The sequence below is a fragment of the Nocardioides caeni genome, from assembly GCF_004912195.1.
Taxonomy (GTDB): Bacteria; Actinomycetota; Actinomycetes; order Propionibacteriales; family Nocardioidaceae; genus Nocardioides; species Nocardioides caeni.
Genome location: NZ_STGW01000002.1, coordinates 210989 through 235810 on the forward strand (window position 1 = coordinate 210989; position 24822 = coordinate 235810).

Sequence of the window (24822 nt, forward strand, 5' to 3'; positions counted from 1 at the left end):
GGTGTCGAGCGCCATCTCGTCGGCCTTGTCGACCGTGCGCTTGAGCCGCACGGTGCCGTCGGCCTCGCTGTCGATCTCGACGACCTTGCGCAGCTTGCTGGTGGCCTCGTCGTTGCCGGTCGCCGCGGCGAGCTGGACCGCGCGGCCCAGCTTGGTGGTGGCGGTCGCCTCGTCGCCCGCGGCCTTCGCGGCCAGGCCGTCCTGGATGGCCTGGGCGAGCTCGGTCTGCCCGGTGTAGTGGGCGACCTGCTGGTCGATGCGGGTGGTGAGCTCGGAGTTGCTCGACCAGGTCGCCTTGACCAGCGCCTGCGTGACGACGTCGTCACCGAGGGCGAGCTGGACCCGGGCGGCGAGCTGCTCCTGCCCGATGGCCTTGGCGGGCACGCGCACGGCGACGTGGTAGTCGCGGGACTCGTCGGCCCACGCGCCCGTCGGGTAGTCGCCGGTCAGCGGGTTGACCGGCGTCCGCCGGTTGGTGAGGTCCTCGACGGTGGGCGAGACCTGGCGGACGAACAGGACCTGCGCGCCCTGCGGCGTCCAGACCCGCAGCGAGGCGTCCGCGACGCCGCGGGCCATCGAGGCCCGCATGATCTCCTCGAACTGGGCCTTCATCTGCGCCGGGCTCGGGATGATGTCGACCGTGCCGAGCAGGGCCTGCGCGATCCGGCGGATCTCCGCGACCTGCCAGTCGGTGCCGGCGCCGCGGCAGTCGGCCTGGAAGTAGCCGGTGGCGCGGTTGATCGCGTCGTCGAGCTTGCCGGGCCGCTCCCTGTTCTCCCCGTCGGTGAGCAGCAGCACGTGCCGCTGGGTGACCTCCGCGACGGAGGAGAACAGCTGACCGGCGAGGTCGAGCCAGGTGCTGATCGCCGTCCCGCCGCTGCCGACGAAGCGGGCGATCGCGGCGGATGCCTCCGCCCGCGTCCGGGAGTCCATCCGCACCAGGCCGGGCCCGCTGGAGACCTGCGGGTAGGCCAGCATGGCCCGGTCGGCGCCCGCGATGACGCCGAAGTAGGTGCCGTCGACGATCTCCGAGAGCGCGGCCTGGGCTGCTTCCTTGGCCGCTGCCATCGTGGGCGGGTTCATGGAGCCGGAGGTGTCGACGATGATGATCTCGCCGGCCGAGCCCGAGCCGGACTGCCCGGCGGTGCCCGCGCCGGAGCAGGTGATCGTGACGATCGCGTTGACGTCCGTCCCGCCGTCGGGCAGGAACTCGTTCTGGTAGACGGCGGCGCTGAAATCAGCCATCGGTCGGCTCTCCTCCTGGGATCGGTGGTGGTGCCAGGGTCTGGTCATTCTGCCCGACCGCGGGCTGGTCCACCCGGGCCAGTGCGACGGTGATGTTGTCGTGTCCGCCGGCGGCATTGGCGAACGCGACGAGGGCGAGCGCCAGCGCGGCGGGGTCGGTGGTGCCGGCGGCACGGACCTGCTCACGCAGGGCGTCGGGCTCGGAGGCGTAGTTCCACAGTCCGTCGGAGCAGGCGAGCAGCCAGCCGTCCTCGGGCAGGTCCATCGCCCCGACCATCGGCACGATGTCCTCGGCGTCGCGGCCCAGCCACTTCGTGATGGCGTGGGCCTGCGCCCCGGTCTCGGCGACCTCGCGGGCGACCCCGGCCGCGATCTGGGCCTGGGCCACCGAGTCGTCGACGGTGAGCTGGGCGGCAGGTCCGTCGTCGGGCAGCCAGTAGGCCCGGGAGTCGCCGAGACCTGCCCAGGTCGCGCGCCGCCCCTCCAGGACGACGGCGACGAACGTCGCGGACGCCGGGTTGGGGGACGCGGGGTCGGTGACCGCGACGATCGCGGTGTTGGCCGCCTCCGCAGCTCTGGCCATGACCTTGGCGACCGCTGCGTCCCGGCTCTGCGGCGTACCCATGCCCGCCGGCAACGGCATCCGCAGCACCTCGCGGGCGGCCCGCGCACCGGCGAGGGACGCCACGTCGGAGTCGATCGAGTTGGAGACCCCGTCGAGGACGACCAGCACCGCCCGCGATCCGGCCTCGGCGCCAGCGAGCAGCGCCATCGCGTCCTCGTTGCGGGTCTTGCGGACCGCGCGGTCACAGACCCCGGCCACCCAGGTGGCCGGCTGCTCGCGGAAGTGGTCGCGCTCGCTGGGCGCCTTGGTCCCGCACTCGAGGCAGTAGAGGTCGGGGCCGACCTCTCCCCCGCAGTCGCTGCACGGGCGCCGTCCCGCCGCCGGCGGATCGGGCAGTGCCGCGGAGGGCTTGCGCGTCGGTGCGCTGATCGGGGCGTTGTCGAGCGGGTGCCCGGAGCTCGCGGCAGGCTCGGTCGAGACGGCCGCAGCGCCGCCGACCTGCGGAGCGCCGTCGACCTGCGCACCACAGCCTTCGCAGAAGCGCGCGCCCACGCCGAGCCCGGCGCCGCAGGACGGGCAGACCGGCGTGCCGACCTCGCTCACGTCAGGCTCCAGTTGCGCACACCGTTGGCCCGGTTGACCAGCTCGACGCGCTCCTGGAGATCGATCGCGTCGCGGGCCAGGGAACGCAGCGCGTTCTCGAGCCCGTCCCGGACGCCGACCTCGGTCGCGGCCACCGAGCCGATCCGGGCGCCGTCGGGCAGCTTCGCAGTGGTGACAACCGGCAGCGCCTCGCTGAGGATCCGCACGACGAACTGCTGGCGCACCTGCGGTGCCACGCTCGATGCCTCGATGGTGCGCATCGCCTGGTCGAGGACGGCGATGTCCTGCGAACGCCCGGACAGCAGCATCTCGGCGCGCAGCTGACGGCTCTCGGTGTAGCCGCGGCTGGTCGCCGGCACCAGGTCCAGCGCGGTCACGGCACCCGGCGCGTCACCGCGCTGCGCGCGCACCCGCGCGACGCCGAAGGCCGCCGGGGCGACGTACGCCGCATCCGTGGCGGCACACGTCTGGTAGAGCCCCTCGGCGACCTCGGGCAGTCCGCCCTCCTCGCACGCAAAGGCCAGCGCCAGCTTGGGCGCGAGCTCGCCGGGCACCTGCTGGTAGACAGCGTTGAACGACGCCATGGCCGTCGCCCAGTCCTTCGCCTGGACGGCCGCCAGGCCCTCGACCCACAGCGCCCGCCACTCCCACGGGTCGTCGGCGAGGAGGGACTGCGCGTGGGCTCGCGCCACGACCGGGTCGCCGAGGTCGAGCCCGGCACGCGCCCGGGCAAGCCACACCTCGGCGGTGTCCTCGGGCGCCTGCTGCAGGTCCGTCAGCCGCTGGCGCGGGTCCTCGGCGCTGATCGTCGACAGCCAGCTCGCCTGGGGGTCGGTGCTGTCCTCGCGCAGCCGCGGCAGCTGGCTCCACTCGGTGATCGGCCGTGCGGTCGCCGGCGACTCGAAGAGCACCGACGACGCGGAGGTGACCGCCGTGCCCTGGCGGTCGCGCGCGACCACCTCACGCAGCACGCCGAGCACCTGGGTGCGCAGCTCGTCGACCGACGCGAACCGGTCGGCGGGGTCGGGCGCACAGCACTTGGCGACGAGTTGGTAGAGGGAGTCGTGGCTCTGGAAGAGCGGCGTGCCCTCCACCGGTGGCAGCATGTGGAGGTAGGTCCCCTGATAACCGCGGAACTCCATCGTCAGCACCACCAGGGTGCGGCCGATCGTGTAGATGTCGGACGCCACCGACGGACCGACCTCGGCCACCTCGGGCGCCTGGTATCCGACCGTGCCATAGATCGCCGACTCGTCGTCGTCGAGGCGACGAACACCGCCGAGGTCGATCAGCTTCATCGCGTCGCCGACCTGGATCATGTTGTCCGGCTTGAAGTCGCAGTAGACGAGGCCGAGGTCGTGGAGGTACTGGAAGGCCGGCAGCAGCTCCAGGATGTAGGCCAGCGCCTGGTCAACCGGCAGCGGGTCGTAGGCGCCGCCCTTGGCGGTCATCCGCTGCTTGAGGATCTGCTTGAGGGACTTCCCGCCGACGTACTCCATGACGATGTAGCCCGCACCCTCGTGCGTCACGAAGTTGTAGATCTCGACGATCAGCGGGTGCTCGACCTGGGCGAGGAACTGCTGCTCGGCGATCGCCGCCGCCAGCGCGTCGGGGTCCCCCGAGTTGAGCAGGCCCTTGAGGACGACCCACCGGTTGGAGACGTTGCGGTCGCGGGCGAGGTAGATCCAGCCGAGCCCGCCGTGCGCGAGGGCTCCGGCCACCTCGTACTGGCCCGCGACCAGGTCCCCGGGCCGAAGCTTGGGGGTGAACGAGAAGGACTGGCCGCAGTTCGGGCAGAAGCCCTCCGAACGACCGGGCTGCCCGTCGATGCTGCGTCCCACCGGATTGCCGCACTTGGAGCAGCTGCGCTTGGACTCCGGGACCTGGGGGTCGGCCATGATCGCCTTGGCGGCGTCCACCGGCGGCTCGGGAGGTACGACGGTCAGGCCGGCGCCCAGCCGGGCCGACCGCATCCGCTGCGACCCGGTGCGGGTGCGTCGGGTGACCGCGCTCCCCGAGGCGCCGGCGCGCTTCGATCCGATGGCCGCCGACTGCACCCGGCTGCCGGCGGTCGCGGCGGTCGAGTCCTGCCCGGACAAAGGCTGCGCCTCCACCAGCGCGGTGGCCTCTGCCACGCGGGCGCCCGGCACCGCGGGCGAGCCGCAGACGTCGCAGTAGCCGTCGAGGAGCGCGCCCGTGCAGCCCGGCTGGCCGCAGGCGGCGCCGTTGCCGACGGCTGCAGACGGGGGTGCGGCCGGTGCGGCCGGTGCGGCGGGTGGAGCGGACGCGGCGGCTGCGGGCACGGCCGTCGTACCGCCGGCGCCGGGCATGCCGCAGACGTCGCAGTAGCCGTCGAGGATCGTGCCCGAGCACCCCGGCTGGGTGCAGGTCCCTGCGTTCATGAGGCGATCTCCTTGCCGATCCAGGTCTGGTAGGTCGCCACGAGCTGCCGCGCGATCTCGAGCGGGCACGGCCGTCGCTCGAGCAGGTCGCGTGCGGCCTGCTGGGCGTGGACCACGTCCGGGCGGTCCGCGACGCCGGATGCGGTCGCCTTGGCGGCGTAGGCGTCGAGCAGGTCGACCAGCTGGGCGTGCTCGGCGAGCGCGTCGGCGTAGGCGTGCTGGGCCAGCTCGAGGGCCTGCGAGACCCGGTCGAGCCGCTGCAGGTAGGGCCCGATCTCCTCGCCCGTCACCGGCACCGGCCCGAGGGCGTCGAGGTCGGGCACGGCGTAGCGCGGCGCGGGATCGACGGTGGCGACGCAGGTCGCGGCCAGCTTCGCCAGTGCGGACGCGCGAGCCTCGAGGTCCGCGCGCAGCTCGCGGGCCGAGATGATCTGGTCGCGGGCGTCGCGGCGTCGGGCGTTGCCGACGATGAGGTCCCGCTCGAACGTGGTGGCCTCCGCCTCCAGGGGCCCGACCATCCCGCCGACGTCGGCGCCTCGCTCGGCGCGGGCGGCGAGGTCCTGCAGGCGGGCCATCAGCCCGGCGAGGCGGTCGACGGCCGCGTCGCGGGTGAGCGCCGGCTCCAGCGCGACCTGGTCGCGGATCCGCTCCAGCTGGGCGCGCAGGTCGCGCACCCGCGCCGAAGCGGCGTCCGCCCCGGGCACCAACGCCAACCGCGAGCGCAGCTGCCCGGTCAGGGCGTCGCACAGGCGACCGGCCTCGGGCAACGACACGGCCAGGCCGCCCGGCAGCTCGGCGGCCCCGTCGAGGCGGCCCCAGATGAGGGTCGAGATGCGCTCGCGCTCCTGGCGCAGGACGCGCCCGCCGTCCCAGGTGGCGAAGACCAGCTGGTAACGGTCGGAGATCGCCTTCCACAGGGCCAGCGCGAGCGACATGTCGCCGGCCAGCTCACCGCCCCGGCCGACGGCGAGGGCCGCCTCGTCGAGCTCGGCGAGCTCGCTGCGGCGTACGCGCACCCAGGTGTCGAGCGCGCCCAGGTAGGTCTGGATGACCGCTGGGTCGAGCGCATCGCCCAGCTGGCCCGGGGCGACGGGAGCGGTGGTGGTCGTGATCGGCACGGTCGACGTCACCGGCTGTGGTCCGGGGTCGGCGCCTTCACGTCGACGCCGAGGTAGGGCTTCAGCCAGGTGTCGTAGGACCGCTTCCACTCCCCCGTGCTGACGCGGTCGGCGAGGACGCTGTTGACGAACCGGATGAGCGCGATGTCGTCAGCGTTGACCCCGATGCCATAGGGCTCGTCGGTGAGCTTGTCCTGCTCGGGGACGACGGCGTAGGGGTCCTGGGCAGCGAGTCCGGCCAGGACGGTGTCGTCGCCGGTGATGGCGTCCACCTCGCCCTGCTGGAACTTGACCAGGCACCCGGTGTGATTCGTCGCCGCCACCGCCTCGGCGTCCGGCTGGATCTCGGTGATGTTGTCGATGCTCGTCGATCCCCTCGGCGCGCACACCTTCTTGCCGGCGAGCGAGGTGACGCCCTCCCGCTCGAACGCCTCGGCGTCGTCGGCGCGGACCAGCACCTTCTGGGTGGCGTTGTAGTAGACCGCCGAGAAGCCGATCTTCGACCACCGGTCGCAGTTGACGGTCATGTTGCGGGCGACGAGGTCGATCTCGCCGGCCTGCAGCAGCGAGACCCGATCGGCGGCCGAGATGACACGCAGCTGCAGCCGCACGCCGAGGGCCTCGGCGATGTCACGCGCAACATCGATGTCGAAGCCCTTGATCACACCGTTCTCGATCGGGTTCGACCAGCCCATCTGGAAGGTGTCGGCCGAGACCCCGACGACCAGCCGGCCCTCGTTGATCAGCTGTGCTCGTGCGGCCTCCGCGTCCCCGCTCGGGGAGTACGACGCCAGCGGGTTGTCGCACTCGACCGGCTCGCCGGCCGCACCCGGCTGCGTCGGTGCGGCGTCCGGCTCCGGCACCCTCGTGGCGTCGTAGCCACAGGAGGTGAGGACGAGGAGGGCGGCCAGCGGGGCGATCCACCGTCGCGTGGCGATCATCGGGATCCTCATCCGGGGTCCCCGCGGCGTTGTTCGCCGGAGGAGCGAAGCGGGGGAAGGCGAAGAACGTCGTGGGGTGGTCATGCGAATTCCCTCCGTCGTTCGCCGACTCCTCGGGCGACCGCGACGGCGGCGACGATGCCGAGCAGCAGCGTGAGCACGCTGACGGTCAGGGCGAGCCAGCGTCCGCTGCGCAGGTCGTCGGTGACCTTCGCGCTCTCGGTGTCGACGATCGCCTGCGACTGGCCGTCGAAGGCGTCGAGGTCGTCGGTCGAGCCGTCCGCGTCGTCGGTCGTGGCCAGGTCGCGGGCCTGCTCCCAGTCGCCGCCGTCGTCGAGCTCGACGATGTCGGCGTGTGCGTCGGCGTAGGCGTCCCAGGCGTCGCCCGTGTCACGGCGCAGCGCATCCTCCGCGACGGCCGCGGCTTCTGACCAGGCGGTCTCGTAGTCCGCGCCGGAGCCGCGCTTGATCAGCCGCAGGCTCTCGTTGGCCTTGGCGTCGTTGGCGGCCGTGCGGGCGGTGGCCTGGGAGACGGCGACGGCGAGGCTGCCGTCGCGGAGCCCGTCGTTGGAGGAGTCGCGCGCCCAGGCGCCGATCACGGCGACCACGGTGACGCCGACGACGATCGCGGCGGCGATCGCGATGCCCTTGTTGATCCGGCGCCGGAAGTGCTGGGCCAGCTGCTGGTTGAGCCAGAGCAGGCCAGCGAGGGCGAGGAGACCGATGGCCAGCAGCCAGAACGGGTGCTGGCCGTTCATCGCTCCTTCGGCCCGGTCGGTGTTGGCCGCGACGAGCGCCTCGAGGATCGGGATCGCGTCGGCGCGTAGGGCGGTGCTGGCGCCGGTGAGGTATTCCGCGCCCACCGGATAGCCGAGTCGGTTGAAGTCGCGGGCCCGGGCCACCGCGCTGTCGTAGTCGTTGATCGCGACGTTGAGGTCCGCGAGCACGTCCTGGTCGGCCGGCTGGGCGTCGGCCGCCGCGGCGATCTGACGCAGGACGGAGTCGATCGCGGCGTCGTACTCGGCGCGGTCGTCGGTGTCCTCGAGGCCGCCGACGAGGAAGGCGTTGGTTGCGAGGGCGTCGGCGCGCAGCAGTGTCGACTGGATCTCCTGCACCCGCAGCAGCTGCTCGGTGTCGTCGGCGGCCCGGCCGTCGCTCTGCCAGCCGACGAGCTGGACCAGCGCGCTGAGGACCGCGAACACGATCGCGACGCTCATGCCGATGAGCTGCCAGCGGTTGAGCAGCGCCGGGGTGTCGACGTACGACGGAGCCGGCTGTCGTGCGGCGGCCGGCGTCGTCGCCGGCTGGACGACGGGTGGCGCGGGGGCCGGTGTCGGCGCTGCCTGCGTCACGGCTGCTCCCCGCTCTCCTCGTCGGCGCTGTCCTGTGCTGCCTCAACCGGCGCGACCGGCTCGACCGGTGCGACCGGTGCGACCGGCTCGAACGGCTCGACGGTCTCGGCGGGCGCGGCGTCTGCGGGAGGCGCGAGCTCGGTGGCCTCGAGTGGATCGGGGTCCGGCACCTCGTTGGGGTCGACGACCAGGTCGTCCGGCTCGAGGGTCCGCAGCTGCTCCAGCGTGGGCTCCGCGATCTCGCGCAGGCGCCAGGCGTGGTGGCCGATCGCCGCCTCCATCAGGTTGCGCACGAAGCGGGCGTTGCCGAAGGACGGCCCGCGCGGCGCCTCAGCGAGGATCGTCCGCAACCGCGCGAGCACCTCCTCGCCAGCGTCGTAGTCGGCGCCCTTGATCATCGAGGCGAAGATCCCGGCGAGCTCGTCGTCGGTGTAGTTCTGGAAGTCGATGGTCGTGCGGAAGCGGCTCTCCAGGCCCGGGTTCTCGGAGATGAACACCGCCATCGGCAGCGGGTAGCCGGCGACGATGACGACGAGGTCGTCGCGCTTGTCCTCCATCTCCTTGACGAGGGTGTCGATGGCCTCCTTGCCGTACTGGTCGCCGGAGAGCGCGTAGGCCTCGTCGATGAACAGGACGCCGCCCTCCGCCGACGCCACGACCTCGGCGGTCTTGGCGGCGGTCTGGCCGAGGTAGCCGGCGACGAGCTCGGACCGGTCGACCTCGACGAGCTGACCCTTCGACAGCAGGCCCAGGGCGCGGTAGATGCCGGCCACAAGGCGCGCGACCGTGGTCTTGCCCGTGCCGGGATTGCCGTTGAAGACCAGGTGGCGGGTGATGGTGGGGCTCTCCAGACCTGCCTTCTTGCGCAGCCCCTCGACCCGCAGGACCGCCGCCTGGCGGTGGATCTCGCCCTTGACGTTGGCCAGGCCGATGAGCGCGTCGAGCTCGGCGAGCAGCTCCTCGACCGACTTGGTCGGCTCCTCCGGCTCCGCCTCCTCGACCGGCGGTGTCGCCGGCTCGGCGGACTGGGTCCGCGCGCCAGCGTCGGTGGCCGCTCCGGTCGGCGGTTGAGGTGCGAGGTCGCCCCGCGACCGAGCCTCGAAACCCGGGGTCTGGTCCGCGTCGGCCGGCAGCGGCGGCGCCGCGTCGTTCAGCGCGCCGAGCTGGCGTCGTACCTGCTCACCGACCCGGCGGACCTGGTCGAGCATCTCGTCGCCGAGACCGGGCGCGGGCTGTCGATCCGGGAGGTCGAAGGCGCCCGGGCCGCCGGTGGGCGGGACCAACCCCGCGCTGCCGCCGCCGAGCTGGGCGGTGGTGACGGTGGTGGCGGCACCGACCGCGTCGGGACCGGGCTCGCCGAGGCGGGAGCCGGCCAGCGCGACGTCGGCCAGGGCGCCGGCGTAGTCGGCCGACGCGGGCGACTTGGCGAGCAGCAGCTGCGCCATCAGCGGCGTCGGCCCGGCCCGGAAACGGTTGCCGCGCTTGGCCGCGAGCTGGTGCTCCTCGGCCGACACGGCACGTCCGGTCTGCTCGGACCACACCACGAACGCGCCACGGGATCGCGCGGACACCGTCGCGGCCACCGCCTCCCCCTCGGCTCGCGCGGTCGCCTCGTCGAGACCGGCGTCCCGGGCGACCGCGGCGAGGGCGTCGAGGGCCTCACGCAGCGTGCTCACGGGGCCCCCAGTCCGAGGTCGCCGCCGGTCGAGCTGTGCCCGAACTTCGCGTCGAGGAAGCGGCCGTGGGCGACCAGCTCCTGGGCATCGGCCCGGTTGGCGGCGTCGAAGATCTGGTCCATGGTCGCTCCCAGGAGCTCGAGCTGCTCGATGAGGATCATCAGGGCCGTCTTCTGCCCGTCGATGGGTCGGGTGTCGGCCCAGTCCCGCGGCAGCCGGAGGTAGCCGGTGACCGCCTCGGGCAGGTAGTCGGTCGCCGTCGCGACCACCGAATAGGCCTCGAGGCTGCCCAGCCCCATCTGCTTGAGCCGCGGCAGTGTCTGGTGGACGGTGCGCGCGATCCGCACCACCCGCGAGATCACCACCGGCGGGGCATTGCCCTCGGTCAGCATCGCGTTGACCCGGTTGAGGGCCGCGAGGATGTCCTGCTCGGTCGGTACGCCGGGGGCGCTGACGACCGGCTCGTCGTCAGCTCGTCGCCCGCGCAACCACGATTTCAACCCCACCGGAGGATCTCAGCCGATGTCGAGCGTGCCCGCGGCGTTGCGCGCGTCGTGCTGCTGGACCCGGTCGAGATAGTCCTTGGACTTCTGGACCTCGTTCTCCAGCACGCCGATGGTCGTCGACATGTTGTCGAGCGCCTTGAGCTTGAACTCGTCGATCGAGTCCATCGTGGCGTAGATGTTGGCGAAGGCCGCCTGCAGCTGCTCGATGCCGATGGTCGAGGACGCCGCCTGCTCCTGGATGGCCGCCGAGTTGTCCTTCAGCATCTCCGAGGTCCGCTGGATCATGTTGGACGTCGTGGTGTTGAGCGCGGTGATCTGGTCGAGCACGAGCTTCTGGTTGCTCAGCGCCTGGGCCACGATGACCGCGGTCCGCAGCGCGGAGATGGTCGTCGTGGTCGCACGATCGACACCCTTGATCAGCTCGATGTTGTTCTTGATGATGATGTCGATCGCCAGGTAGGCCTGGATCGAGACGGCCAGCTGCGTGAGCAGGTCCTGGTGCTTCTGCCGGACATAGAACAGCACGTCCTGCGACAGCGTCTTGGCCGTCTCGGGATCGCTGAGCTCCAGCTGGGCGATCTGGGCCGCCAGCTTCGCGTCGAGCTTCTCGGCGACGTAGATGTATTGGTTGAGGCGGCCCATCACGGCCCAGAGGTTCGTCTTCTCCAGGTTGAGCGCCACGTTGTCGCGGGTCAGCTCGTCCTGGCCGCTGCGCAGCGCGTGCAGGATCGAGTTGAGGTGGCTCTGCGAGGACTGGTACTTGCGGAAGTAGTCTTCGAGCTTGTCCGTGAAGGGCAGCTTGCTCCACCACTTCTTGCCGGCCGACTGGCCGGGGTCCAGGTCCTCGACCGTGCGGCGCAGGTCCAGCAGCGTCTTGCCGACACCCGAACCCTCCGCGAGGCCGCCCTCACGCAGCGCCGTCACCGGCTTGTCGAGCATCCGGTTGGACGTCTCAGCCGCCTTGCGGATGTCGGCGTCTCCCATGGTCCGGACGTTCTCGGCCTGGGCGGCGAACTCGGGGCTGCCCGCCTTGGTCGAGGTGAGCGACGTCAGGAAGTTGTCGACCTTGGCGTCGAGCTCGGGCACCATCGCCGCATCGACCTGGGGGGCCATCTTGGGGGCCTGGGTCTCGGCGACCGGAGCCGGAGCCTCCGGTGCCGTCAGCTGGATGACGGGCTCGGGCGGAGCGAGCGGGGAGGGCTCAGGGGCAGTGGTCATGGACCCGAGCCTATCCAGCCGAGCCCGCCTTCACGCAGGGTCGTGCGGGGAATTCAGGGACGGGCCGGGGTCGTCCCGGGGAGGGGGACGAGGAACCAGGGCAGCATCAGCTGCGCCAGCGGGCCGATGGCGAGCGCGTAGATGACCGTGCCCAGCCCCAGGACACCGCCCAACGCCAGGCCGATCAGCACGACCGCGACCTCGAGGCCGGTGCGCACCACTCGCAGGGACAGGCCGGTACGCCGGTGCAGGCCCGTCATCAGGCCGTCGCGAGGCCCGCGGCCGAGCTGTGCTCCGATGTAGAGCGCCGTGGCGAACCCACAGAGCAGCACACCCCCCACCATCAGCGCCGCCCGGATAGCGAGGGCGTCGGGTTGCTCCAGCAGCGCGAGGGTGACGTCCGCGGAGAGACCGACCACGAGCGCGTTGGCGATCGTGCCGATGCCGGGGGTCTCGCGCAGCGGGATCCACAGCAGGAGGACGACGAAGCTCATCACCACGACCGCCTGGCCCAGGGTGAGCGGGACGTGGCGGATCAGGCCGGAGTGCAGGACGTCCCAGGGCGCCAGGCCCAGGTCGCCCCGGACCATGAGCGCGAGGCTGACGCCATAGAGCCAGAGACCCACGAACAGCTGCGCCAGTCGTCGGGTCAGCCGCCCGGCGCGCACCTGCGCCACGGGGCCGAGGTCGGCCAGGACGGTCGCGGCGGCGGGCGGGCGGACGGCGGTGCTCATGCATCAAGGATCGCCTCGATTGGACTGTTGCCAAATAGCCAATCGTGATTCACTGGCCTGCATGGAGCAGTCCATTTCCGCCGCACGTCTCGCCGAGCTCGTCGGCACCTTCGACCGTTCCCCGGCCTACGCCGGACTGGCGGAGGCCGTGCGGGAGCTGATCGGCGACGGCCGGATCGGCTACGGCACCCGCCTGCCCAGCGAGCGCGATCTCACCGACGCCCTCGGTGTCTCCCGCACCACCGTGACCCGCGCCTACGCCGTCCTGCGCGACTCCGCCTTCGCGGAGGCACGCCAGGGCTCCGGCACCTACACGCGCCTCCCCGGCGGCCGGACCCGTGCGCTCGATCGCGCGCTGTGGCCCAGTGACGTCGGCCGGGGTGTGATCGACCTCGTCTGCGCCGCCGCCACCGCGCCGCCCGGGATGGCCGCCCTCTACGCCGAGGCCGCGGCCGAGCTCCCCGCCCACCTGGGCGGCCACGGCTACTTCCCCGCCGGCATGCCCGCCCTGCAGGAGGCGATCGCGGCGACGTACGACGCGCGCGGGCTGGCGACCGGTCCCGACCAGATCATCGTCACGGCCGGGGCACTTGCCGCCAGCGCCGTGATCGGCAGCGCCCTGGCCGGCACCCGCGACAAGGTGCTGATGGAGTCGCCGACCTATCCCAACGCCGTCCAGGCGCTGCGCGCCGGTGGCGGACGACTCGTGACCATCACCCTCGACCCGACCGGCTGGGACCTCGACGCCGTCGGCGCGACCGTCGCCCGGCACCGGCCGCGCCTGGTGCACGTGATGCCCGACTTCCACAACCCGACCGGTCTGGTCATGGCCGACGACGATCGGGCGGCCTATGCGGGCCTGCTCGAGCGGTATGGATCCGTCGCGGTCGTCGACGAGGCCCACCACGCCCTGTCGCTCGATCCGCCGCACGTCGCCGGCCGGCCGTTTGCGTCGTACGCCCCCGACGCGGTGTGCGTCGGCAGCGCCAGCAAGAGCGTGTGGGGTGGGATGCGCCTGGGCTGGATCCGCGCGCCGCGCCCACTCGTCGACCAGCTCACCCGGGCCCGCGTCGGCCTCGACCTGGGGGCTCCGGTCCTGGAGCAGGTCGTGCTGACCCGCCTGCTCACCGGGGACGCCGACGCGGTCCTCGCCCTCCAACGCGACCGGCTGCGCGAGCAGCGCGACGCCCTCGTCGGCGCCCTCGCTGCCCGGCTGCCCGACTGGCGCTTCCGGATGCCCGCGGGAGGCATGGCGCTGTGGTGCCACCTGCCCACCACCGCGTCAGGAGCGGGCGCGACCGCGCTGTCGCTGGAGGCGGAGCGGCACGGCGTCCTGCTCGCCCCGGGCCCGTCCTTCGCCCCCGCCGGCGGCCTCGACCGCTATGTCCGCCTCCCCTACGCGATCGCCGCCGACCAGCTGGTGACCGCCGTCGACCGGATCGCCGCCGCGTGGGCGGTCGTCAGCTCCGGCCGGGCCGGGTCGCGCGCACCGGTCTCCGGCAGCGACCCGGTCCTGGTCGCCTGACGTGGCCGGGATGGGTGGGGTCGGCGCCTGCGGCGCCTCCCGGGACGACCCCCGGCGGCGCAGCGCGGGGCCCCCGCCCTCGGCCACCGTGGTGCGCGGCTGACCGTTGCTTCCCGCCGAGGGCACCCCGATGCGCCGGCGGGGGTCGCCCCGTCCGGCACCGCAGGCGCCGCCCCGTCGTACGGCACCGCAGGCGGCGCCGCCCCGTCGTCCGGCACCGCAGCCGCCGCCCCGCGCCCTCACCCTGCAGAGTCGGCTTGCCGCCAGACCAAGGCCGGACCTACGCACGACAACCGCGGCGCGGCAGCGCGGCGCCCCAGCGGCGAAGCCGCGTCGGGGCCGGTCCGCGGGCCGAGCGCAGCGAGCGCCCGGGCGGCCGGCCCCGACAGGGCGACGCGATCGCGCAGTTGGGCGCTATGCCAGGTCGACGGCGCGGATCGAGGTGGCCTCGATCGCGGCCGAGATCTCGCTGAGCGTCTCCGACGGGATGGCGGAGTCGACGGAGAGCGCGACGAGGGCCTCGCCGCCCTTGGTCTCGCGGGAGACCTGCATGCCGGCGATGTTGACCTGCGCCTGGCCGAGGATCTGGCCGACGGTGCCGACCATGCCCGGGCGGTCGACGTAGGTGAAGAACGCGATGTGGTCGGTGGGCTCGATGTCGATGTCGAAGCCGTTGACCTCGACGATGCGCTCGCGCTGGTGGATGCCGACCAGGGTGCCGCTGACGGAGACCTGGGTGCCGTCGGCGAGGGTGCCGCGCAGGGTGATCAGGTTGCGGTGGTCGGGGCTCTCGCTGTCGGTGACGAGGCGGACGGCGACGCCGCGCTCGGCCGCGAGGAGCGGGGCGTTGACAAAGGACACCTGCTCCTCGACGACATGGGCGAACACGCCCTTGAGCGCGGCGAGTTCGAGCACCTTGACGTCCTGCTCGGCGATCTCGCCGCGGACCTCGACGTCGAGACTCTGGGCGACCTCGCCGGCGACGCCGGTGAAGATCTGGCCGAGCTTCTCGGTCAGCGGGATGCCGGGACGGACGTCCTCGGCGATGACGCCGCCCTGGACGTTGACGGCGTCGGGGACGAGCTCACCGGAGAGCGCGAGGCGCACGGACTTGGCGACGGCGATGCCGGCCTTCTCCTGGGCCTCGTCGGTGGAGGCGCCGAGGTGCGGGGTCGCGACGACGTTCTCGAGCTCGAAGAGCGGGCTGTCGGTGCAGGGCTCCTTGGCGAAGACGTCCAGGCCGGCGGCGGCGATGCGGCCGGTCTTGAGGGCGTCGTGGAGCGCGGCCTCGTCGACGATGCCGCCGCGAGCGGCGTTGACCAGGACGAGCGACGGCTTCGCCTTCGCGAGCTGGTCGGCGCCGATGAGGCCGACGGTCTCGGGGGTCTTGGGCAGGTGGACCGACATGAAGTCGGCCTCGGCCATCAGGGTGTCGAGGTCGACGAGACGCACACCCATCTGGGCGGCGCGGCCCGGCTGCACGTAGGGGTCGTAGGCGATGACGTCCATGCCGAACGCCGCGAGGCGCTGGGCGACGAGGACGCCGATGCGGCCGAGGCCGACGATGCCGACGGTCTTCTCGAACAGCTCGATGCCGGTGTACTTCGAGCGCTTCCACTCGCCGTTGCGCAGTGCGGCGTGGGCCGGCGACACGTGGCGGGCCGCGGCGAGCATCAGCGCGACGGCGAGCGCGGCGGCGGAGACGATGTTGGAGGTGGGCGCGTTGACGACCATGACACCGGACTGGGTGGCGGCCTTGACGTCGACGTTGTCGAGCCCGACGCCGGCACGGGCGACGACCTTGAGCTGCTGGGCCGCGGCGAGGGCCTCGGCGTCGACCTTCGTGGCGGAGCGGACGAGGATCGCGTCGACGTCGGCGATCGCGGGGATCAGCTCGGCGCGGTCGGCGCCGTTGCAGTGGCGGATCTCGAAGTCCGGGCCGAGGGCCTCGACCGTGGCCGGGCTGAGCTCTTCGGCGATGAGAACGACGGGACGTGCGGTCTGGGCAGTCACAGCGGTGTCCTAGGGGAGTTTCGTGCGGGTGGAAGTGGAATCGAGAGACTCGCGTGCACGACACTGTGCCGCCGGCAACACTACCCGGCGAACCGGCGTGTTTCCAACGTGTGAACGGGATGCGGGACGGTGCCGTCGAGCAGCCCGAACACGTGCCACGGGCCGCCCGGCCATGCCCTAGGGTCGGGGCATCGGAATCATGGGACGAAGGAGTCATGGCGATGCGGGTGTTCACCACGTTCGACGAGGTTGCCGAGGCGGCAGGAACCGAGCTCGGTACGAGCGACTGGGTCACGATCGACCAGCGTCGGGTCAACCAGTTCGCCGATGCGACCGGTGACCACCAGTGGATCCACGTCGACCTCGAGCGCGCCAAGAACGGCCCGTTCGGTGGCACGATCGCGCACGGCTATCTCACGCTGTCACTGGTGCCGTGGCTGGGCAGCCAGATCTTCACCTTGCAGACCCCGGGAGCCAAGCTCAACTACGGCGTCAACAAGGTCCGCTTCACCAACCCGGTCCTCGTGGGCAAGCGGATCCGCCTGCACGTGGCGATGGGCGAGGTCGTCGACATCCCCAAGGGCAAGCAGCTGACGGTCAAGCACACGATCGAGATCGAGGGCGAGGAGAAGCCGGCCTGCGTCGCCGAGACCGTCGTCCTGCTGCTGGCCTGATCCGGTAGGTCAGACCTCGCGGCTGGACTCGCGGCTGGACCAGGCCTGCTCCAGCGCCTGACCGAACAGCTCGGTCGGCTGCGCTCCCGAGATCCCGAAGCGACCGTCGACGACGAAGAACGGCACGCCGCTGGCTCCGTAGGCCTGCGCCTGGGCGATGTCGGCCATGACCTCGTCGCGGTATTCGGTGCTGCCCAGGACCTCTTCGACGCGCGCGGCGTCGAGTCCCGCCGCTGCGGCCGCTCGACGCAGCACGTCAGGATCGCCGAGCGACTCGCCGCGGGAGAAGTACGCCGCCAGGACTTGCTCCATCAGCTCCTTCTGGCGGCCGACCGACCGGGCCAGGTGCAGGAGCCGGTGGGCATTGAGCGTGCGGGCATGGAGCGCGTCGGCGTAGCCGAACTCCAGGCCCTCGGCCGCCGCGAGCTCGTCGACGCCGGCCATCATCTCCCGTGTCGCGGCCTCGTCCTTGCCGAACTTGCGGCCCAGCACCGTGACAGTCGACTCGCTGCCGACCTCCGGCGCGAACGGGTCGAGCTCGAAGGAGCGATAGACGACCTCGACGTCGTCACGGTGCGCGAAACCGGCGAGCGCCGTCTCGAACCGGCGCTTGCCGATGTAGCACCACGGACACACGACGTCGGCCCAGATCTCGATACGCACGCCCGACCCAACGCAGCGGATCCCTGATTGCTTCCCCCGACTGGCCTCAGGGTCGGCTCAGGGGTGGCTCCGGGGGTCTGCCCGAAGCGCAGACCGGGCGTCAGCCGACAGGCTTCCGGTCATGATCACGATCGACGCACTGACCAAGAGGTACGGCGGCTACACCGCCGTCGACCACGTCACCTTCACGGCCCGGTCCGGGCGGGTCACCGGCTTCCTCGGCCCCAACGGCGCGGGCAAGTCCACCACCATGCGTGCCATGGTCGGACTGACCGACCCCACCTCCGGCACCGCGACCGTCCTCGGCCGTCGCTTCGCCGACCTTCCCAATCCCGGTCGCGAGGTCGGGGTGCTGCTCGACGCCTCGGCGCAGCACGCCGGTCGCACCGGACGGGAGATCCTGACGCTCGCGACACGCATCGTCGGCGTACCCCGGACCCGGGTGGACGAGCTGCTCGACATGGTGAGCCTCACCGACGAGGAGGCGGGGCGCCGCGTGCGCAACTACTCCCTCGGCATGCGGCAGCGCCTCGGCATCGCCACCGCGCTCGTCGGCGCTCCGGAGGTCCTGATCCTCGACGAGCCGGCCAACGGGCTCGACCCGGCCGGCATCCGCTGGATGCGTGACCTGCTGCGCCGCTTCGCCGACGACGGCGGCACGGTCCTGCTCTCGTCGCACCTGCTGCACGAGATCGAGGTCATCGCCGACGACCTGGTCGTGATCGGCAACGGCACGATCGTCGCCCAGGGCACGAAGGACGAGCTGCTCGCCACGGCCGGCACCCTGGTCCGTGCCGAGGACCCGGCCGCACTGCGCGCTGCGCTGAGCGCCGCCGGTCTCACCATCCACGCCTCCGGCTCCGACGCAGTGCGCGCCGAGGCCGACCTGGCCACGGTCGGTCGAGTGGCGTTCGGCGCCGGCGTCGCCGTGACCGAGCTCCGCGCCGCCGACGGCGCCGGTCTCGAGGAGATCTTCCTCGAGCTCACCGCCCAGACCCAGCGCGAAGGAGTCGCAGCATGAGCATCGACACCACCACCCCGCCCGCTCCCCCAGCCCCCGCGACCGTCGGGCGTCGGGCACGTCCCGAGCCGGCAGCGATCCCGACGTCGCGGATCCTGGCCGTCGAGCTGCGCAAGATGTTCGACACGCGCTCCGGCTTCTGGCTGATGGCCAGCATCGGCATCCTGTCGGTCGTGGCCACCGGCGCGACGATCATCTTCGCCGCGCGCGAGGACCTGACGTTCGAGTCCTTCGCGACGGCGATCGGGATCCCGATGAACGTCGTACTGCCGATGCTCGCGGTCCTAGCGGTCACGAGCGAGTGGAGCCAGCGATCGGGGCTGACCACCTTCACCTTCGTGCCCGACCGGCGACGCGTGATCACCGCGAAGGCCGTCGTGACGCTCGCGATCGGCATTGCCGGCATGGTGCTCGCCCTCGGCGTCGGCGCGGTCGGCAACCTTGTCGGCACGGCCATCGCCGGCGTCGACCCGGTCTGGAACATCAACCCGCAGGAGTTCGCACAGATCGTCCTCGCCAACGAGATCACGATGCTCATCGGCTTCACCCTCGGCGTGCTGCTGCGCAGCTCGGCGGGCGGGATCGTGGGGTACTTCGTGTTCTCCTTCGTCCTGCCGGGCGTCTCCGGCGCCCTCGCCAGCACGCAGCAGTGGTGGGCCGACAACGCCGCCTGGTTCGACCTCAACACCGCCACCTTCCCGCTGTTCGACTCCGAGATGACCGGCGAGGCGTGGGCCCAGCTGGGTGTCACCAGCCTCGTGTGGCTGGCCATCCCCCTCACCGTCGGACTTGCGATGCTCATGAGGTCCGAGGTGAAGTGACCGAGCGGCACCTGCCGCGGACGCGCTAACGTCGTCGGGCCCGGGAGTGGACTGCTCCCGGGCCCGACGACGTCTCGTCCCCGGAGCAGGAGGCACCATGGAGCTCGGATCCGCCTGGTGGTTCTGGGCTCTGCTGTCCGCCCTCTTCGCCGCGCTCACGGCGATCTTCGCCAAGGTCGGCGTCAAGGAGATCGACTCGGACGTCGCGACCTTCGTGCGGACCATCGTGATCCTGATCAGCCTGGGCCTGATCCTGCTGGCCCTGGGCAAGTTCCACTCCCCGGGCGAGGTGAGTGGCCGGACGTGGCTCTTCCTCGTGCTCTCGGGCCTCGCCACCGGTGCCTCGTGGATCTGCTACTTCCGGGCGCTCAAGGTCGGCGACGCCTCTTTGGTCGCACCCGTCGACAAGCTCAGTGTCGTGCTCGTCGCCGTCTTCGGGGTCACCCTCCTCGGCGAGCGCCTCTCCCTGCTGCAGTGGTCCGGCGTGGCCCTGGTCGGCGCGGGCGCGATCCTGCTCGTCGTCAGCGGCTGAGCTCGTACGACGACCGGCGCTCAGCCTTCGCGGTTGAGGTCGGGCTCGAAGTCGGGCAGCAGGTCGGCCACAGGCACCTGGAGCACCTGGCTCAGCGAGACGAGCGACCGCAGCTGCAGGTTGATCGGCGTTCCCGGACGTGACTCGCCCTTCTCGTACTTCTGGTACGTGAAGCCGGCCATGCCCGCCAGATGGGCCACCCGCTCCTGGCTGAGGCCTCGAGCGGCGCGGGCCCGGTGCAGGTTGTGCCCCAGCTCGGCCGCGTAGGCCGCCCAGCTCCGGTCCGCCCGCTTCGCCACGCGCCCATCATTCTCAGATGGTCATCCGCTGACGACCATACTTGTATGGGATTCGCCGCCTGTGGACAGGCGCCGTCGCGACGGCCGAACTGTCCGGGGCATTCCCTATCGTCACTCGGACCAACGACAGGGGCAGGCAATGACGACCGATGACAGCCCGACCTGGCTGACCGAGCCGTGTCCATCCTGGTGCGCCCGCCAACACCACGAGGGCGACCATCCCGAGGACCGCTTCCACCAGAGCACGCCGTCCACGATCGACGCGATCGCCGGCACCGGGGACGCCGTGCCCCTCACCTCGACGCTGCACGCCTGCGAGATCGTCGTCCGCCGCGGTCGCCACGTCGGCGATGCACGCGAGTGGCTCTCGATCGAGAGCGCGGAGCACCCCCAACCGCGGATGGCCCTGACGGCGGAGTCTGCTCAATCACTGACGCGCGCCCTGCTGATCCAGCTGGGCCATCCGCAGATCTGACCCTTCGGACAGTTTTCTCAGACCACTCTCAGATGATCATCCTCGTATGGCAGGCTTGGCCCGCCTAGCGATGGACCACAGCGGACCAGCCCTCCCGTCCGGACAGGTGAGTCAACGTTGCACCACAGGAGCACACACATGAACAGGAAGCTGTCGAAGGCGATTCTCTTCGGGCTGCCCGCCCTCGTCTTCCTCGCCTGCACGGGCGAGGACGGCGAGGAGAGCACCGGCAAGAAGGACGCCGGCGAGTCAGCCGCAGGCGAGGTCGGCAACTGGGACATCGTCACCGACCCGGTCTTCAAGAAGGACTCGCTCGGCACGTTCGCGACCACCAAGATCAAGGTCAAGAACGTCAGCGACGACAACGACACGCCGTGGTTCGAGATTCGCCTCACCGACAAGGCCGGCGATCTGGTCGCGACCTATGACTGCATCGGCGACGAGGTCGAGCCAGGTCAGCAGGCTCAGATCGAGTGCATCAGCACCGACGAGTTCGCCCAGTTCAAGGACTACGAGATCAAGAACGCGTTCTGATCGCGTCGCGCGACCGCGAGCGCCCTCGGACCACACGGTCCGAGGGCGCTCGGCATTTCACGGTGCCAGGCCGCCGTCGCAATCGCTGGTTCGCGCGTTCACGCCAGCGCGGAGCCGAGGTCGGTCCTGGCGAAGTCGTCACCCTTGAACAGCAAGGGCTCGTCAGCGAGTGAGGCGACGGCATAGACCATGCAGTCTCCGAAGTTGAGACCTGCCGGGTGCCCACTGCCGCGGCCGTAGCGCTCCCAGGCGCGGCTCGCCTCGGCGGCGTGCCGAGCGTCGAAGGGGACGATTTCGGCGTCGATCCTGCGCAGGAGGCTGGGCGTTCGGCATTCGCGCTCCCCTTGGGGAGCCCTCCCCATTGGGGAGTCCGACCCATCGACGTCTCCGCATGACCGTCCCTAGCCTCGGCGATCACAGCGCCGGACAGCTCCCGTCCGGCCGGGACACATGGGGGTAACCATGCACCAGCACCGCTTCCGCAAGGCCTTCGCCGTCGCGACCGTGATCGGCACCTCGACCCTGGCCCTCACCGCCTGCAGCAGCGAGCCCCGCTTCGCCGAGGGCGACTGCGTCACGCTCGACCCCGGCCTCGTCGACGCCGAGCTCGAGGAGGCCGACTGCAGCAACAACGCCGGCGTGCTCACTGGCGACGAGGCCGTCTATGAGGTCTACGAGGTCATCGACGGCACCGACGGGAGCTGCTCCAGCCCGCAGGGATTCTTCCCCGTCGAGTTCACCGACGAGCCCGACGACGCGATCTACTGCCTCGTCCTGGCCGACGGCAGCTGAGGGGACGCTCGTGACCAGGCGACCACGCTGCGCCGCGCCGCTGCTGCTGCTGACCGTCCTCGCGGCCGGCTGCGACACCGACGCCACCGCGGGCGCAACGCCGCCGGCTCGCACCGCCGACAGTTTCTGTGCGACCTACTGGCAGGAGAAGGACGCCTACCTCGCCAAGTACGGCGCGCGCAGCGACACCGTCGACCAGCTCAGCGCGGACGATCCGCTGGCGGCCTTCCTCGTGTCGGTCAGCTCTCTCGGCGAGGCGCTGGGCGACGTCGTCATCATCTTCGACAAGCTCGAGGCAACCGCTCCCGACGAGATCCAGCCCGATGTCGCGAGCATCCGCGACTCGCTCCAGAAGTCCATCGACAGCTCGGGCGACGCCGTCGACAACCCCTGGGGAGCGCTGCTCGGCAGCCTCGTCCAGGGGCTCACCACCCAGGGCTCGTGGCAGCGCCTCGGCGACTACGTCGTCGACACCTGCGGCGAGACCCCCTGAGCAGCTCCCACCGAAAACGAGGTCATCACCATGAACGAACCGCAGTCCGCACCGCGACCGAGCTACGTCCACCCGGGCCGCGCGAGCACGCCTCCGCCCGCACCAGTGCACCCACCCGCTCCCCCGGCTGCCGGACCGGCGGCACCGGACACGCCGCCTCGCGAGGAGAGCACGACCCGCAAGGTCCTCGCCTTCGCCGGCGAAGGCATCCTCTTCGTCATCGGCGGCATCTTCGGGGCGATCATGGACTTCCTCGGCTTCTGGTTCATGATCGCCCTCTACATCGCGCTGATCATCGGCGCCTCGCTGATCCATCCGACACTCGGCGCCGTCGTCCTCGGGCTGATCATCCTCGGCCACCTGCTCCCCGTCCTGATCGCGTTGGGCGCGGCCGGCAAGGGCGCCGTCGACTCGGTGCGGAGGCGTGAGCGGTGAGCGCGGCATCGATGGCACGCACCGGAGCGCCCGCCGTCCTCACGGCGCTCCTGCTCTCCCTGTCGGCCTGCGGCGGTGGCGACGAGCCCGGCGCGGACTCCGGACCGGGACCGGGGCAGCCCGAGACCGTCGAGGAGGTCGCGATCGCGTTCGCCGAGTCGTCGAGCTGCGAGGAGCTCGAGCGCTTCCTCGCCACGGAGGCGGAGTCCGACCGCGTCGACTTCGACAGCTGCGACGACAGCCAGTACAGCGGGCCCGGCTCGGTCGGCGGCAACATCATCACCTACGCGCACAACGACGACTGCACGGTCGTCGAGACGGAGTCCGACGAGGACGACGGCGTTCCCTCCGCCAAGGTCACCTTGAGCTGCCAGCGCGGCGACATCCACGACGACAGCCACGGGGTCTACCTCGTCGAGCTCGACGGACGGTGGAAGGTCGTGAGCGTCAACTCCTGACAACGAGCTCCGCCCCGGCTCCTCGCGGAGGCCGGGGCGGAGTTGCGTCGGTGCAGAAGGTCAGCGCGCGGCGGAACCCTCGGTGTAGTCGTCGTCTTGCTGCTTCCACGAGAAGTGGCCGCGCAGGGTCTTGCCGACGGCCTCGATCGGGTGGGCGGCGCCCTTGGCACGCAGCTCGAGGAACTCCTTGCCGCCGTTGTCCTGGTCGGCGATGAAGCGCTCGGCGAAGGCGCCGGACTGGATGTCGGCGAGGACGGCCTGCATGTTGGCCTTGACCGACGGGTCGATGACGCGCGGGCCGGAGACGTAGTCGCCGTACTCAGCGGTGTCGGAGACCGACCAGCGCTGCTTGGCGATGCCGCCCTCCCACATGAGGTCGACGATCAGCTTGAGCTCGTGGAGCACCTCGAAGTAGGCGATCTCGCCCTGGTAGCCGGCCTCGGTCAGCGTCTCGTAGCCGTACTGGATCAGCTGGGACACACCACCGCAGAGGACGGCCTGCTCACCGAACAGGTCGGTCTCGGTCTCCTCGGTGAAGGTGGTCTTGATGACGCCGGCGCGGGTGCCGCCGATGCCCTTGGCGTAGGACTTCGCGAGGTCCCAGGCCTTGCCCGAGGCGTCCTGCTCGACGGCGATGATGTCCGGGATGTCGCGGCCGGCGACGTACTCGCGGCGCACCGTGTGGCCGGGGGCCTTCGGCGCCACCATGATGACGTCGACACCCTCCGGGGCCTTGATGTAGCCGAAGCGGATGTTGAAGCCGTGGCCGAAGACGAGGGTGTCGCCCGCGGCGAGGTGGGGGGCGATCTCCTCGGCGTAGATCGTGCGCTGGAACTGGTCGGGCGCGAGGATGACGATGACGTCGGCCTCCTCGACCGCCTCGGCGACGGGCAGGACCTTGAGGCCCTCCTCCTCCGCCTTCGCGATGCTCTTGGAGCCCGGGCGCAGGCCGACGCGGACGTCGACGCCGGAGTCGCGCAGGTTCAGCGCGTGGGCGTGGCCCTGGCTGCCGTAACCGATGACGGCGACGTGCTTGCCCTGGATCAGGGACAGGTCGGCGTCGTCGTCGTAGAACATCTCAGCCACTGGGGCTCTCCTTGCTGGGTTGGGGTTGGTGCGGATGCTGCGGGCGTCTCGTGAGGCAAGCTGTGCAAGCTCCTCGACGACCGGTGCTGCAGGAACGGGTCAGGCGTGGGCGGCGCGGGGCACGGGGACGGCGACTGGCTTGCCGCGCTCGGAGATCGACCGGGAGCCGCGGCTGATGGCCACCATGCCGGACTGGACGAGCTCGCGGATGCCGAAGGGCTCCAGGACCTTGAGGAAGTCGGCGATCTTGGCCGAGTTGCCGACGACCTGGACGGTCACGGCGTCGGGAGCCACGTCGATGACCTTGGCCTTGAAGAGCTGGACGACGTCGAGGACCTCGCTGCGGTTCTCGTTGGTCGCCCCGACCTTGACCAGCACCAGCTCGCGGGTGACGGAGGCGGCCGGGTCGAGCTCGACGATCTTGATGACCTCGACCAGCTTGTTGAGCTGCTTGGTCACCTGCTCCAGGGGCGAGGACTCGACGTTGACCACGATGGTCATCCTCGAGATCTCGTCGTTCTCCGTCGGGCCGACTGCGAGGGACTCGATGTTGAAGCCGCGACGGCTGAACAGCGCGGAGATCCGGGCCAGGACGCCGGGCTTGTCCTCGACGAGGACGGACAGGGTGTGCTGGGCCATCT

27 protein-coding genes are annotated in these 24822 nt (G+C 71.4%); 11 read left to right on the top strand and 16 right to left on the bottom strand.

The genetic code is table 11. The annotated features are described in order from the left end of the window. The 10 genes from E9934_RS19525 to yczE form a co-directional block, all read right to left on the bottom strand. Positions 1-1245 (bottom strand): vWA domain-containing protein (locus tag E9934_RS19525; RefSeq protein WP_158294929.1); only part of this gene is annotated, 1245 nt, incomplete at its 3' end. Further along, complete coding sequence (locus E9934_RS04780; protein ID WP_238694768.1) at positions 1238-2413, bottom strand: PP2C family protein-serine/threonine phosphatase; 1176 nt, start codon at positions 2411-2413, stop codon at positions 1238-1240. The genes E9934_RS19525 and E9934_RS04780, both read right to left, overlap by 8 nt. Then, on the bottom strand, positions 2410-4815 hold the full coding sequence (locus tag E9934_RS04785; RefSeq protein ID WP_136561720.1) for a serine/threonine-protein kinase: 2406 nt from the start codon (positions 4813-4815) through the stop codon (positions 2410-2412). The genes E9934_RS04780 and E9934_RS04785 overlap by 4 nt, the downstream gene beginning before the upstream one ends. Beyond that, positions 4812-5933, bottom strand: a complete 1122-nt coding sequence (locus E9934_RS04790) for a hypothetical protein (RefSeq protein WP_136561721.1) — start codon at positions 5931-5933, stop codon at positions 4812-4814. The genes E9934_RS04785 and E9934_RS04790 overlap by 4 nt, the downstream gene beginning before the upstream one ends. A gap of 8 nt (positions 5934-5941) precedes the next feature. After that, positions 5942-6874, bottom strand: coding sequence for a glutamate ABC transporter substrate-binding protein (locus E9934_RS04795; protein ID WP_136561722.1), 933 nt, complete (start codon positions 6872-6874; stop codon positions 5942-5944). Positions 6875-6954: 80 nt separating this feature from the next. Then, entirely contained in the window at positions 6955-8226 is a 1272-nt protein-coding gene (locus tag E9934_RS04800) for a hypothetical protein (RefSeq protein WP_136561723.1), read from the bottom strand. Beyond that, entirely contained in the window at positions 8223-9902 is a 1680-nt protein-coding gene (locus E9934_RS04805) for an AAA family ATPase (protein ID WP_238694769.1), read from the bottom strand. Before E9934_RS04805 ends, E9934_RS04800 begins: the two co-directional genes overlap by 4 nt. Further along, entirely contained in the window at positions 9899-10390 is a 492-nt protein-coding gene (locus tag E9934_RS04810; protein WP_238694770.1) for a hypothetical protein, read from the bottom strand. The genes E9934_RS04805 and E9934_RS04810 overlap by 4 nt, the downstream gene beginning before the upstream one ends. Before the next feature lie 27 nt (positions 10391-10417). Then, the gene (locus E9934_RS04815) at positions 10418-11626 is read right to left on the bottom strand and encodes a toxic anion resistance protein (protein WP_136561725.1); all 1209 of its coding nucleotides are present in this window, start codon (positions 11624-11626) and stop codon (positions 10418-10420) included. A gap of 53 nt (positions 11627-11679) precedes the next feature. Continuing rightward, on the bottom strand, positions 11680-12360 hold the full coding sequence (yczE, locus tag E9934_RS04820; RefSeq protein ID WP_136561726.1) for a membrane protein YczE: 681 nt from the start codon (positions 12358-12360) through the stop codon (positions 11680-11682). 61 nt (positions 12361-12421) lie between these two features. On the opposite strand from yczE, the gene yczR reads away from it, so the two are divergent. After that, positions 12422-13885: a MocR-like transcription factor YczR gene (gene yczR / locus E9934_RS04825; RefSeq protein WP_136561727.1), complete on the top strand. Its 1464-nt coding sequence runs from the start codon at positions 12422-12424 to the stop codon at positions 13883-13885. A gap of 414 nt (positions 13886-14299) precedes the next feature. Here yczR and serA read toward each other — a convergent pair whose 3' ends face one another. Continuing rightward, positions 14300-15898, bottom strand: a complete 1599-nt coding sequence (gene serA / locus E9934_RS04830; protein ID WP_136561728.1) for a phosphoglycerate dehydrogenase — start codon at positions 15896-15898, stop codon at positions 14300-14302. 221 nt (positions 15899-16119) lie between these two features. On the opposite strand from serA, the gene E9934_RS04835 reads away from it, so the two are divergent. After that, positions 16120-16572, top strand: a complete 453-nt coding sequence (locus E9934_RS04835) for a MaoC family dehydratase (RefSeq protein ID WP_136561951.1) — start codon at positions 16120-16122, stop codon at positions 16570-16572. Between the two features lie 9 nt (positions 16573-16581). Here E9934_RS04835 and E9934_RS04840 read toward each other — a convergent pair whose 3' ends face one another. Continuing rightward, complete coding sequence (locus E9934_RS04840; protein WP_136561729.1) at positions 16582-17235, bottom strand: DsbA family oxidoreductase; 654 nt, start codon at positions 17233-17235, stop codon at positions 16582-16584. Positions 17236-17356: 121 nt separating this feature from the next. Between E9934_RS04840 and E9934_RS04845 the strand changes: the two genes are divergently transcribed. From E9934_RS04845 to E9934_RS04855, 3 genes are all read left to right on the top strand, one after another. Then, positions 17357-18256, top strand: coding sequence for an ABC transporter ATP-binding protein (locus E9934_RS04845; protein WP_136561730.1), 900 nt, complete (start codon positions 17357-17359; stop codon positions 18254-18256). Continuing rightward, a complete protein-coding gene (locus E9934_RS04850) occupies positions 18253-19077 on the top strand; it encodes an ABC-2 transporter permease (protein ID WP_136561731.1) in 825 nt (274 codons plus the stop codon). The genes E9934_RS04845 and E9934_RS04850 overlap by 4 nt, the downstream gene beginning before the upstream one ends. A gap of 97 nt (positions 19078-19174) precedes the next feature. Next, positions 19175-19609, top strand: coding sequence for an EamA family transporter (locus tag E9934_RS04855; RefSeq protein ID WP_136561732.1), 435 nt, complete (start codon positions 19175-19177; stop codon positions 19607-19609). A 20-nt stretch (positions 19610-19629) separates the two neighbouring features. On the opposite strand, the gene E9934_RS04860 is transcribed toward E9934_RS04855, so the two are convergent. Continuing rightward, positions 19630-19908, bottom strand: coding sequence for a helix-turn-helix domain-containing protein (locus E9934_RS04860; protein WP_136561733.1), 279 nt, complete (start codon positions 19906-19908; stop codon positions 19630-19632). A 139-nt stretch (positions 19909-20047) separates the two neighbouring features. Here E9934_RS04860 and E9934_RS04865 point away from each other — a divergent pair, with 139 nt between their 5' ends. Next, positions 20048-20383, top strand: a complete 336-nt coding sequence (locus tag E9934_RS04865; RefSeq protein WP_136561734.1) for a DUF6907 domain-containing protein — start codon at positions 20048-20050, stop codon at positions 20381-20383. A gap of 138 nt (positions 20384-20521) precedes the next feature. Beyond that, positions 20522-20917: an FxLYD domain-containing protein gene (locus tag E9934_RS04870; RefSeq protein WP_136561735.1), complete on the top strand. Its 396-nt coding sequence runs from the start codon at positions 20522-20524 to the stop codon at positions 20915-20917. Between the two features lie 98 nt (positions 20918-21015). On the opposite strand, the gene E9934_RS04875 is transcribed toward E9934_RS04870, so the two are convergent. Continuing rightward, entirely contained in the window at positions 21016-21279 is a 264-nt protein-coding gene (locus tag E9934_RS04875; protein WP_136561736.1) for a type II toxin-antitoxin system VapC family toxin, read from the bottom strand. A 100-nt stretch (positions 21280-21379) separates the two neighbouring features. Between E9934_RS04875 and E9934_RS04880 the strand changes: the two genes are divergently transcribed. From E9934_RS04880 to E9934_RS04895, 4 genes are read left to right on the top strand one after another with little or no spacing between them, the layout of a single operon-like run. Next, positions 21380-21709 (top strand): hypothetical protein, encoded by a 330-nt coding sequence (locus tag E9934_RS04880; protein WP_136561737.1) that lies wholly within the window; start codon positions 21380-21382, stop codon positions 21707-21709. 10 nt (positions 21710-21719) lie between these two features. Further along, positions 21720-22202: a hypothetical protein gene (locus tag E9934_RS04885; protein WP_136561738.1), complete on the top strand. Its 483-nt coding sequence runs from the start codon at positions 21720-21722 to the stop codon at positions 22200-22202. Between the two features lie 30 nt (positions 22203-22232). Next, a complete protein-coding gene (locus E9934_RS04890) occupies positions 22233-22637 on the top strand; it encodes a hypothetical protein (RefSeq protein WP_136561739.1) in 405 nt (134 codons plus the stop codon). Beyond that, a complete protein-coding gene (locus E9934_RS04895) occupies positions 22634-23095 on the top strand; it encodes a hypothetical protein (RefSeq protein ID WP_136561740.1) in 462 nt (153 codons plus the stop codon). The genes E9934_RS04890 and E9934_RS04895 overlap by 4 nt, the downstream gene beginning before the upstream one ends. A 60-nt stretch (positions 23096-23155) precedes the next feature. Here the strand turns inward: E9934_RS04895 and ilvC are convergent, their stop codons facing one another. Together ilvC and ilvN are read right to left on the bottom strand one after the other, a co-directional pair. After that, entirely contained in the window at positions 23156-24181 is a 1026-nt protein-coding gene (gene ilvC, locus E9934_RS04900; protein WP_136561741.1) for a ketol-acid reductoisomerase, read from the bottom strand. Between the two features lie 99 nt (positions 24182-24280). Next, positions 24281-24820 carry an acetolactate synthase small subunit gene (gene ilvN, locus E9934_RS04905; RefSeq protein WP_136561742.1) on the bottom strand — a complete coding sequence of 180 codons (540 nt, stop codon included), beginning with the start codon at positions 24818-24820 and terminating at the stop codon, positions 24281-24283. Positions 24821-24822 lie beyond the last annotated feature (2 nt).